Genomic DNA, 11,174 nt, shown 5'->3' on the forward strand with positions numbered 1-11,174 from the left:
CGAACGGATGCGCCCCTCGTGACCGTCGGTCAGTGTGCGTGACGCCGGCGCCGCATGACCACGACCAGACCCGCGCACAGCAGCAGGATGCCTGCCGCCACCACGCCGCCCAGGTCGTCGCTTCTGCCGCCGGTCGCCGCGAGGCTCGGCGCCGTGACCGTCAGCGCGGCCGAGGCGATGACCGTGTCGGGAGCGTCGGCGCGCGACAGCTGCAGCGCGTGCGCACCGAGGGCGGTGTCCTGCGGGATCAGCAGGCTCTGGTCGATCGTGCCGTCGGCGCCCGCGGTCACCGTCGCCAGCAGTACCGGCGTCGAGTGCAGCACGAGTCGATACGAGGCCGAGGGCACGAGCCCCTGCGCTTGCACGCGAACCGTGCCGCCCGCGGCGACCTGGTCGGCCGACAGCGTCAGCGTGATCGCCGAGGTGCCGCCCCCCGTGCCCGGCTGGTTGGTGCCGCCACCCGTGCCCGGCTGATCGGTGCCGCCGCCCGTTCCGGGCTGGTCGGTGCCACCGCCGGTGCCCGGCTGATCCGTGCCGCCGCCGGTGCCCGCGGTCGTCGTGAAGGTGCGCACCTCGGAGTACTCCAGGCCGCCGTGCGGACCGGTCGCCTGCACGTACCAGCCGTGCTCGCCCGCCGTCAGGCCCTTCCAGTCGACCGTGGAGACCGAGCCGGACGGCGCCTTCGCGACCGTGCCGACCTCGTCGGCGGTGAGGATGTCAGCGCGGAACGAGTCGGTCGCGAGCGTCTTGGTCTGCGCCTTCAGGCCGATCGCCGCGTACGGGATCGTGAACTCCTGCATGCCTTCGGGGCTCGTGAGCGCCGGGTCCTGCGAGTCGAACACGTCGAGCGACGGCGAGTAGGTGCGGATGATGATCCGTCCGTCCTTGTTGTCGAAGTGCAGCAGTCGCAGGTAGCCGAGGCCGCCCTCCTGCAGACCCTGGTAGTCGAACAGCATCGAGTAGACCGTGCGGTCGGGCTGACCGTCACCGTTGTCGTCGATCGCATCGGTGCGCGTGTAGGCGTCGTGGTAGTGGCCCGAGCTCACCGCGAACACGTTCGGGTTGGCCTTGACGACCTCGTCGAAGATGCGCTGCGGGATGGGTCCGAGACCACCCGTCGTGAGCATGTACTCGTGCAGGTCGATCCACACCTTGCGCTCGGGGTAGCGGGCGATGACGGAGTTCATCCAGGCGATGTCCTCGTCGTTGGACGCCGTGTTGTTGACCGCCGGCCAGCCCATGTACAGCATCAGGAAGTCGACGCCGCCGACCGTCATGAGGTCGTAGTGGCCGCGGTTGTCCTTGTACGAGCCGCCGTACCAGGGATTGCCGCTGTAGCGGCTCTCACCGAAGTACTTCGAGAAGTTCGAGTAGTCGTCGGCAGCGTGGCCCACGTCGTGGTTCCCGGCAAGGATGCCGTAGGGCAGTCCCGCCTCGTCGAATCGCTTGTACTGGGCGTCGGCGTTCTTCCACTCGTACTCGGGGTCGTCGTTGCCGGCGGCCCGCTCGGTCGCGATGTAGTCGTCGACGATGTCGCCGGTGTGCATGACGTACTGCAGGTTGAGGTTGTCGCGCTGCTTCAGCAGGAAGTCATGGATGTCGACCTGGTGCTGGTAGAACTTGTCGTCACCGGTCGTTCCCGCCAGGTAGCCCTGGTTCTCGTTGTAGTACTGCGTGTCCGACTCCCAGCCGATCGTGAAGTCGTAGTCGCTGCGCGGCGTGGCCCCTGCGTTGTACGGGGCGGCCGAGTCGGTGCGGCTCGAGCGCGCGGTGCCCGCGAAGCCCTCGGAGTGCTGCACGAGGAACGTGAGCTTTCCGCCTGTGGCGTGGCCGTCGACGGGGACGAGCGCCTTCAGGGTGAAGGTGGTCGCGGCCCCTTCCGTGGTCAGGTACTGGTCGACCTTCTCCCACGAGCCGTCGGTCTTGCGTGCGTACAGCAGCACCTTCGCGTCGGCGTTCGCGCGACCGTCCCAGGCGACGCGGGCGAGTGCACCCGAGCCCGAGTCGGTCGGCACGTCGACCGTGAACAGCTGGTAGGGGAAGGCGGTGTCGCTCGTCGCGGCGACGTCGACCCCGTCGGTCGCCGAGAGCTTCGCGAGGTCGTCGGCGCTCAGCGGCGTGGCATCCGTGCGGTCGCCCGCCGCTGCCGTCGTCGTCGATCCGGATGCCACGTGCACCTGGCTCTGCGCCGGCGTGAACGTGTACCCGCGACGGAAGCTGAGGTCGAGGGCGTCGGCCTGCGCCGAGGTCGCGGTGGCCGACAGCGTCGCCTTGTCGCCGGTGACGGTGCCGCCCGCCGACGGTGCCAGCAGCGTGATGCCGGGGCGCTCGTCGGCCGTGCGGAAGGCGATCGTGCGCGTCGCGGTGTTGCCGACGTGGTCGCGCGCCGTGAAGACCGCCGTGTGGTCGCCCGGGGTGAGCGTCAGCGACGACGTGGCCAGCGGCAGCGTCACGGCGGCGCCGTCGAGTGTCGCGGTCAGCGTGTCGAGGCCCGAGCCGGCGTCGGCCGCCGATCCGTCGACCGTGAAGTCCCCGCGGTAGAGCTGGCCGTCGGTGAGCGCCGTCGTGATGACCGGCGCCGTGTTGTCGACCTGCACCGACCGCGAGAGGGCATGGTTGCCGTCGGTGGCCGCCACCGCGTGCGCACCGTCGGCGACCTTCGTGGTGTCCCACGTGGCGGCGATCGAGTCGAACGCGTCATCGGGGACGTCGAAGGTCAGATCGATCGAGACGAGCGTGTCGTCGCTGAAGTTGACGCGCTTGTCGCCGGTGGCACACGTGTACGGCGCCGGAGCGGTCACCGCACCGTCGGCCTCCCAGCGGGTCGCGCAGCTGACCGGGTGCAGCACCCGACCATCGGGCAGCGCGAGACGGAAGTTCATCGCCGAGAAGTCGTCGTTGTTCTCGTTCGGGTCGCCATAGGGCTTCGCCTTGGTGCCCGAGGTGACCGTCAGGGTGAGGGGCTTGCCCTTTTCCACCCGGGTGACCGGCACGGCCGCGTCGACCGTGACGATGCGCTCGTAGTAGCCCTCGTCGAAGATCTTCAGCACGTCGTCGCCGAGCAGGACTCCGTTGCGGAAGAACGCGTCGGTGTTGGTCGCCTCGAACGCGAAGATCGGGCCGTCCTCGAGCGACGGGGTCGTCGCGGCGAGCACGGAGCCGTCGGCAGTCAGCGCCAGCGAACCGGCGGCGGCGTCGCTCGTGCCCTGCACGCGCACCTGTCCCGACACGAACTGGCCGTCGGTGAGGTTGAGCCGCACCAGGTCGGTCGTGGCATCCGTCAGCGGAACGCGCACCGGCCCCAGGGTCGAGGTCTGCGAGCCGTCGGTGGCGGTGACCGTGTACTCGACCCACCGCTTGCCGAACAGGTCGGCCTGCGGCACGGCGTAGAGGTACCGGTTCGCGGCGCCGAACGTGAGGTTGCGGGTGATGGTCGCGCCCAGGTTGTCGGTCAGGGTGAGGGTGACGGTGCGCACCTCGTGGTCGTCGGTGATGTCGAAGCCGAGGTCGAGGCCCGGCGTGCTGGGCATCTCGGTGCCGCCGGTCAGGTCGGTGATGACGGGGGCGGTGCCCGCGGCCGGGGCGGGGCGGAGGGCCGGACGCACCTGGTCGTCGCTCACGGAACCGGGCGTGGGCGTGTCGAGGCGCAGCAGCGTCTGGACCGTGCCGTCGGCGGGCTTGGGTGCCCAGATCGGCGAGGCGCCCTGCGGGTTCCACGCGTACTGGATCGCAGTCGTGGGCGTCGTCTGGTCGTCGGTGAAGTAGTAGGCGCGGCTGACATCCGTGCCGGTGTTCGTCGAGATCTGGATGCCGCGGGATCCGCCGTTGGCCATGCCGCTCGTCGAGAGCTCGACGAGGTTCTCACCGGCGACGAGCGACGTGCCGAACTGCGAGTTGAAGTCCGCGGCGGTCAGCGCGGAGTTGTTGCCGTTCTTCACCCACAGCACGAGCGCCTTGCCGGGCTGGATGACCGGGTTGGCGGGCGTCGCCGGCCACTGCGTGGAGCCCTCGGAGACGGGGCCGCTGAGCGAGTTGTCGGTGTAGATGTAGTTGATGACGTAGTCGCCGAAGTTCACCGGCGCGTCCGAGGCGTTGTAGACCTCGATGAACTCGTAGCCGTCGGAGCCGTTGACGTTCACGGTGTCGGGGGCGAGCTCGGTGATCTGCAGGATCGGCGAGGCGAGCGTCGAGTCGGTGGGGCGCGTGAGCGCGCTCGTGACCTGGGCGGTCGTGACGGCACCGGGAGTGCGCGGTGCGTTCTCGGCGACGACGACCGCGTCGGTGGCGCCGATCGTCGACGGCACGCCGAACTGCACGACTCCGCCGTCGCTGTCGATCTTGCCCGCACCGACCCAGGCGCGGTTGATGACCGTTCCGTCCTTGACGAGGCTGAACCCGCGGTTACCGCCGTTGGCGAAGCCCTCCTGGTTGCCGAAGCGGAAGACCGGGACGTCGGCGCCGAGGCTGTAGTAGTCGCGGAACTGCTGGATGCTCATGGAGCGCTGGGTGCTGTTCTCCTTGTAGTTCATCCAGAACAGGGCCACACCACCCGCGGGGATCACGGTGGCGGTGGCGCCGTCACCGTCCTGGTGGAAGACGGGCTGGTCGCTGCCGGCGTTCCACTGCGACGTGTTGTAGCGGATGCCGATCTTCTGCGCGTCGAGATCGATCGGCTGGTCGGTCGTGTTGGTGACCTCGAGGTACTCGTAGAGGTCGGTGCCCGGGTTGTCGCCGAGGATCTCGGTGATCGCCAGCGGGAAGTAGCGCCCCGCGTTGCCGGCGGCTCCGGGACCCACGGCGGGGGCCGTCGCGGTCGGCGTGGGAGTCGGGGTGGCGCTGCCGGTCGGGTCGGGGGTGGGTGTCGGTGTGGGGGTCGCCGTCGGGTCGATGGGGGTGACCACGGCGGGCTTCTTCTGGGCGTCGGTCACGGTGCCGGCCGTGTACGCGCCGTCGCCGAGCGACAGGGCGCCGCGCGAGGAGGTGTCGGTCGGCACGCCGAAGTGCGTCGAGCGCCCCTTGTCGGCCGCGTCACGGGTGTACGACGACCAGGTGACCGTCTCGCCGTTCTGCGCGATGCGGATGCCGCGGGTGCCGGAGTTGGCCATGCCCGCCTGCCCCGTGACGTGGAACAGCGGCACGTCGGCGGCGGCGCCGACGTGGGAGCGGAACTCGGCGTCGGTGAAGTGGGTGCTGTCGACCGTCGAGCCGCTCTTGTACTGCAGCCAGAACACAGCCGATGCGCCCGCCGGGATGACCGGGGTCGTCTCGGTGACCGTCAGCGGCTTCTCGGCGGTGTCGTCGGTGGGCGATCCGGTCGCGTTGTAGATGTAGCTGAGCGCGTAGCCACCCGCGCGCAGGTCGATCGCCGCGGTGGACAGGTTCGTGATCTCGAAGAACTCGAACTGGTCCTGGTCGCCGGTGGTTCCGCCGGTGAGGTCGGGTGTGCCGGCGTTGTCGGGGGCGATCTCGGAGACGAGCAGAGGCCAGGTGGCGGGCTGCTCGGCGGCGACCGCGCTGGTCGCGGTCAGAGAGCCGAGAGTCAGCGCGACGACGAGTGCGGCCGCCCAGGGGGCGCGAACGGATGCTGTGATGTGAGGGGACACGAGGGGACAGCAAAGCGGCCCCAGGCAGACGGCGGGAGGCGCGCAGGTTAATGGCGGGTAACCGAGTGCGCGGATCTGTCGTCGTCAAGTGTTCTGGACCCCTGATAGCCGATGAGCCTCGTCACACCGAAGCGGTCGCGCACCTGCCCGTCGTGATCTCCCCAGGGCTTCAGCGCGAGCGCATCGATGACCTCTCCGGTCTCCGCCAGCGCGGCGAACCACCGCTCGAGCGTGGCGGGATCGGATGCGCCGAGCAGTGAGAAGAGGATGCCGCGCAGCTCCAGAGTGGCCTCGCCGGGCGCGGCATCCGATGCGAAGACGTCGACGGGGCCTTGCAGGGCTCCGTGGGCGATGTGGCCTTCGGGGCCGTCGTCGCGGCCGAACTCCGCATAGGTGTGCAGCACCACGTCGCCGCCGAAGACCTCGCGGTAGTGCTCGAGGGCGTCTCGTGCGGTGCCGTCGAACGAGAGGTACGGGATCGGGCCGGCCATGGGGCGAGGATACGACGCCGCGTCGGCATACGCGAGGCCCTGTGTCAACGCCCCTGCGCGACCCCGGGCACCGGCGTTGACTCGGGACAGATGGCGGACGGGCACACCGCCCCGACCGCCGCGATGACGAGGAGGACGACATGACCGATCCGCAGACCCCCGAGGCCGACCCGGCGACCGAGCCGGACGAGGCGACCGAGAGGCGCGAGCCGACCACCGACGAGCTCTCGGAACCGAGCACCGAGAAGGAGCCCGGCGAAGAGCCGACCGTGCCGAACCCGGACGAACCCCTCGCCCCGAACCCGGTCGAGCCCTCGGTGCCGGCTCCCGCCGAACCCTCGGCGCCGGGTCCCGACGAGGCGCCCGCCCCGCAGCCGGGCGAACCCGCCCCCGCCGCCGCCGAGCCCAGTCACCACGCGGTGGGGATCGGCGTGATCGACTCCGAGGAGGGCTGACCCGCCCCGTCCCCGCCGCCGCGCATCGCCCCGCCCCACCCCACACTGCAGGAGCAGGTGTGACGCGCGTGCCCCCTGACACCCCCGAGGCGCTGCGCACCCGCCCGCTCCTGCAGTTTGGCACCAGAGGAGCGAGGCCAGGCCCGCCCGCCCTGCGAGCTCACGACGGCGAGGCGCAGGATCCGCCCGCCCCAACTAGACTGAGGCGCGTCCCCGGCACCTGAATCTTGGAGTCCAGCCGCGTGAGCACCCCCGTCGCAGACACTGTCCAGCACGCCGAGCAGACGCCCGAGAAGGAGCAGCCGTACGCGGCGCTCGGCCTCAAGCCCGACGAGTACGACCAGATCAAGGCGATCCTGGGCCGCCGCCCCACGTCGGGCGAACTGGCGATGTACTCCGTCATGTGGAGCGAGCACTGCTCCTACAAGTCGAGCAAGATCTACCTGCGCCGCTTCGGCGACAAAGTCTCGGACGAGATGAAGGCCCGCCTCATGGTCGGGATGGGCCAGAACGCCGGCGTCGTCGACGTCGGCGAGGGCTGGGCGGTCACCTTCAAGGTCGAATCGCACAACCACCCGAGCTACATCGAGCCGTTCCAGGGCGCCGCGACCGGTGTCGGCGGCATCGTCCGCGACATCATCTCGATGGGGGCGCGCCCCGTGGCGGTCATGGACCAGCTGCGCTTCGGCGACATCGCCGACCCCGACACCGCACGCGTCGTGCACGGCGTGGTCAGCGGCATCAGCTTCTACGCCAACTGCCTCGGCCTGCCGAACATCGGCGGCGAGACCGTGTTCGACGCGGTCTACCAGGGCAACCCGCTCGTCAACGCCCTCGCGGTCGGCGTCATGCGCCACGAGGACATCAAGCTCGCCAATGCGACCGGCGCCGGCAACAAGGTCGTGCTCTTCGGGGCGCGCACGGGCGGCGACGGCATCGGCGGTGCGTCGATCCTGGCATCCGACACCTTCGCCGAGGGCGGCCCGACCAAGCGCCCCGCCGTGCAGGTGGGCGATCCGTTCGCCGAGAAGGTGCTCATCGAGTGCTGCCTCGAGCTGTACAAGGGCGAGCTCGTCGAGGCGATCCAGGACCTCGGCGCCGCCGGAATCTCGTGCGCGACGAGCGAGCTCGCGGCCAACGGCGGTTCGGGCATGCGCGTCGACCTCGAGAACGTGCTGCTGCGCGACCCCACGCTCACTCCCGAGGAGATCCTCATGAGCGAGTCGCAGGAGCGCATGATGGCGATCGTCTCCCCCGAGAAGCTGGATGCCTTCCTCGCCGTCACCGGCAAGTGGGACGTCGAGACGAGCGTCCTCGGCGAGGTGACCGGCGACGGCCGCCTGCAGATCTTCTGGCACGGCGAGCAGATCGTCGACGTCGACCCCTCGACGGTCGCCGTCGACGGCCCCGTCTACGAGCGCCCCGTCACCTACCCGACGTGGATCGACGCGCTGCAGCTCGACTCGGCCGCTGCGCTCGAGCGCAGCAACGATCCCGACACGCTGAAGGCGCAGTTCCTGCAGCTTCTCGGCAGCCCGAACCTCGCCGACACGAGCTGGGTCACGAACCAGTACGACTACTACGTCATGGGCAACACGGCGCTGAGCTTCCCCGATGACGCCGGCATGATCCGCGTCGACGAGGAGTCGGGTCTCGGCTTCGCGATCGCGACCGACTGCAACGGCCGCTACTGCCAGCTCGACCCGTACGCGGGTGCGCAGCTCGCCCTCGCCGAGGCGTACCGCAACGTCGCCGTGACCGGCGCGGTGCCCACCGCCGTCACCGACTGCCTGAACTTCGGCAGCCCCGAGAACCCCGAGGTCATGTGGCAGTTCGGGCAGGCGGTCGACGGGCTCGCCGACGCGTGCCTCGCGCTGGGCGTGCCGGTCACCGGCGGCAACGTCAGCTTCTACAACCAGACCGGCGACGTCCCCATCTTCCCGACCCCCGTCGTCGGCGTGCTGGGGATCATCGACGACGTCGCCCGCCGCATTCCGAGCGGGTGGCAGGATGCCGGCGAGAACATCTACCTGCTCGGCGTGACCGCCACCGAGCTCAGCGGCTCGGCGTGGGCCGGCACGGTGCACGGTCACCTCGGCGGACGCCCGCCGGCGGTCGACCTCGCCGCCGAGAAGCGGCTCGCGGAGCTGATCCAGGCGGCCTCGCAGCAGGAACTCGTCTCGAGCGCGCACGACCTCTCGTCGGGTGGCCTCGCGCAGGCTCTCGCCGAAGCCGTGATGCGCTTCGGCGTCGGCGCCCGTGTGTGGCTCGACGAGATCGTCGAACGCGACGGCGTGGATGCCGCGACCGCCCTGTTCAGCGAGTCGACCGCTCGGGTCATCGTCTCGGTGCCCCGCGAGGAGGACGTGAAGTTCCGCGGGCTCTGCGAGGGACGCGGCTACCCGGTGCTGCGCATCGGCGTGACCGACCCCGCCGCCGACGGCGACGAGGCGGCGCTCGAGGTGCAGGGCGTGTTCACCCTCACGGCGTCGGAGCTGCGCGCCCGGTCGACCGCGACGCTGCCCGCCGCCTTCGGGGCGACGGTGACCGAGCCCGTAGGCTGAGCGCATGAGCAGCGATCAGGACGAATACGCCGGAATGAGCGAAGCCCGTACGCGGCGGACCCGCATCGTGGCGTGGGTCGTGATCGCCGCCCTCATCCTGGTCGGCGGCGGCGCGACCGTGCTCGCCCTCATCTTCGGCTGAGGCACCGGGCCCGGCGTCGACCTTCCGGGAGCGCTGTCAGCGATGCTGGATAGCATGAGAGCGTGGATCCGATCTGGTCGGCGGTCGCCGAGTTCTGGTGGATCGGCCCCAGCGTGATCGGGGCCGGCGCCCTCGGCTGGATCGGCCTGCGCGGACAGCGCACCGCGAAAGCGCGTCGGCTCGCGTACGACGCCTCGCTCGAGGCCTTGCGCACGGCTCGTCGGGATGCCCTCGCGGCACGCGCATCCGTGCGCGTGGCCCGCGCCGAACTCACCCGCACGCAGGCCGAACGGGCGGCGGGGCGCGCAAGCGGCGCCGACGTCGAGGCGGCCCGACGCGACCTCGACATCGCACAGCGAGAGACGCGCGCGGCCACCGCGACGATGCGCGCGCGGCGCGCGAGCGTGAGCGCCGACCGCGTCGCCATCCGTCGACGCGGAGCCGACCCCGCCCAGTTCCCCCTGGCGCAACTGATGGCTGCCGACGATGCGCTGTCGGCGCGCTTCCTCGAGTACGAGACCGATCCCGCGCGTCTTCTGGCCTTCCCCGCGATGACCGATGTGCGGGTTCCGGCGACCGCCGCCTTCCACGCCGAGCTGCGTGCCACGCGAGCACTGCGCCCCTCATCGCCGAATGCCCGCATCACGCCCGCGCAGTTCAGCGCCTACCGCGACGGGGTCGCCCGGTTGTCCCGGGCGCTCGATGCGGCCGAGGCCGAGGCGTGGCGGCGCGCCCGCGCCGACGGTTCCGCCCCGGCCGGGCCGGGACCGGACACCGCGGCGACGGCACCGTGGCTGAGCTCGGCGCAGGAGATCGCACAGAACCTCACGCAGACGATCCTGACGCGCGGAGCCGAGGCACTCGCGCGGGCGACCGCGCCCCGTGCCCCCGAGCAGGCGCCCCGCGCCGGCGACCGAGGCGCACCGGGGGACGACGCGGACGGCCACCGCTCGACGGGGCCGCAGCGCGAGGCATCCGCGCAGGGCGCCACGCACACTCCGCACGCTCCACAACCCGCTCCGGAGGGCCCGACACGCGCCCCCGACCCCTCAGCAGCCACGCCCCCGGCGTGGCCGATCCCCTCGCGGAAGTCACGCCCAGACCGTTCCTGACATCGAGCGCGTAGGGTGGGCTCCGTGGGCGGGTTCTGGACATTCGCGGGCGAGTACTGGTGGCTCGTGTTCCCCATCATGGGCGTGCTCGGCGGCTTCGCGCGGCGGTGGGAGCTCGGGGCGCGCTCGCGCCACGCGCGCCGTCTCGAGATCCTGCAGGCGAAGGCTGCGCTGAAAGCCGCGGATTCGCCGCGGCAAGTGGCCTCGGCATCCGATCCCCGCCCGCTGACCAAGCCGACGCCGACCCAGCCTCAGCTCGAGAAGCTGTTCGCGGAGCACGACGGGGTCACCGCGCGGTGGCTCGACTACGAGCTCGACGTCGCGAAGCTGATCGCGTTCCCGACGATCAGCGACGGTCGCCAGCCGCTCACGGCTGCGTTCCTGCGAGCCAAGAAGACCGCCGACCGCCTACGCCCCGCGTCGATCAAGGCACACGTCACCGAGGACGAGCTCACCGCGTACGCCGATGCCGTCACCGACTACGAGGTCGCGTTCGACGTCGCCGAGCGCGAGGCGCGGCGTCTCAAGGATTCGGACTTCACCGACGCCGAGCGCAAACGTCTGCAGACCGCCCAGCAGCTGCTGTCGGTCGCCGTCGACGGCGGGGCCACGCCGGCGGAGCGTCAGGTGGCCTACAAGCGCGTGCGCGAAGAGCTCGACGGCCTCATCGTCGTTTCGGACGACGCGATCACGATCCTCGAGGAGCGCGTCGCACTCCCCCTCGACGCCAAGCCCCACACCGACTGATTCGCAGACCGCGCCCGAGGGCGTACGTCCTCGGGCGCGGTCTGCGGTGATCTCCCGCCC

7 protein-coding genes are annotated in these 11,174 nt (G+C 70.9%); 5 read left to right on the forward strand and 2 right to left on the reverse strand.

Annotated features, from left to right (window positions below):
• Positions 1-29 precede the first annotated feature (29 nt).
• On the reverse strand, positions 30-5,603 hold the full coding sequence (locus JOE64_RS00110) for a lamin tail domain-containing protein (protein WP_204962386.1): 5,574 nt from the start codon (positions 5,601-5,603) through the stop codon (positions 30-32).
• A gap of 47 nt (positions 5,604-5,650) precedes the next feature.
• Positions 5,651-6,094, reverse strand: a complete 444-nt coding sequence (locus JOE64_RS00115; protein ID WP_204962387.1) for a VOC family protein — start codon at positions 6,092-6,094, stop codon at positions 5,651-5,653.
• Between the two features lie 140 nt (positions 6,095-6,234).
• Here JOE64_RS00115 and JOE64_RS00120 point away from each other — a divergent pair, with 140 nt between their 5' ends.
• The 5 genes from JOE64_RS00120 to JOE64_RS00140 all read left to right on the forward strand — a co-directional run bounded on the left by JOE64_RS00120 (position 6,235) and on the right by JOE64_RS00140 (position 11,114).
• Positions 6,235-6,549, forward strand: a complete 315-nt coding sequence (locus JOE64_RS00120; RefSeq protein ID WP_204962388.1) for a hypothetical protein — start codon at positions 6,235-6,237, stop codon at positions 6,547-6,549.
• Between the two features lie 242 nt (positions 6,550-6,791).
• Positions 6,792-9,113, forward strand: coding sequence for a phosphoribosylformylglycinamidine synthase subunit PurL (gene purL / locus JOE64_RS00125; RefSeq protein ID WP_271202469.1), 2,322 nt, complete (start codon positions 6,792-6,794; stop codon positions 9,111-9,113).
• Positions 9,114-9,117: 4 nt separating this feature from the next.
• Positions 9,118-9,255, forward strand: coding sequence for a hypothetical protein (locus JOE64_RS00130; protein WP_204962390.1), 138 nt, complete (start codon positions 9,118-9,120; stop codon positions 9,253-9,255).
• Positions 9,256-9,317: 62 nt separating this feature from the next.
• Positions 9,318-10,367: a hypothetical protein gene (locus JOE64_RS00135; RefSeq protein ID WP_204962391.1), complete on the forward strand. Its 1,050-nt coding sequence runs from the start codon at positions 9,318-9,320 to the stop codon at positions 10,365-10,367.
• Positions 10,368-10,391: 24 nt separating this feature from the next.
• Positions 10,392-11,114 (forward strand): hypothetical protein, encoded by a 723-nt coding sequence (locus tag JOE64_RS00140; protein ID WP_204962392.1) that lies wholly within the window; start codon positions 10,392-10,394, stop codon positions 11,112-11,114.
• Positions 11,115-11,174: the final 60 nt, after the last annotated feature.

Origin of the sequence: Microbacterium dextranolyticum (assembly GCF_016907295.1) — a bacterium.
Classification (GTDB): Bacteria; Actinomycetota; Actinomycetes; order Actinomycetales; family Microbacteriaceae; genus Microbacterium; species Microbacterium dextranolyticum.

What these genes read in the sequence shown, in the direction of transcription:
- JOE64_RS00120 (WP_204962388.1), top strand. Translation starts at nt 6,235, where the DNA reads ATGACCGATCCGCAGACCCCCGAGGCCGACCCGGCGACCGAGCCGGAC.
- JOE64_RS00130 (WP_204962390.1), top strand. Translation starts at nt 9,118, where the DNA reads ATGAGCAGCGATCAGGACGAATACGCCGGAATGAGCGAAGCCCGTACG.
- JOE64_RS00115 (WP_204962387.1), bottom strand. Translation starts at nt 6,094, where the DNA reads ATGGCCGGCCCGATCCCGTACCTCTCGTTCGACGGCACCGCACGAGAC.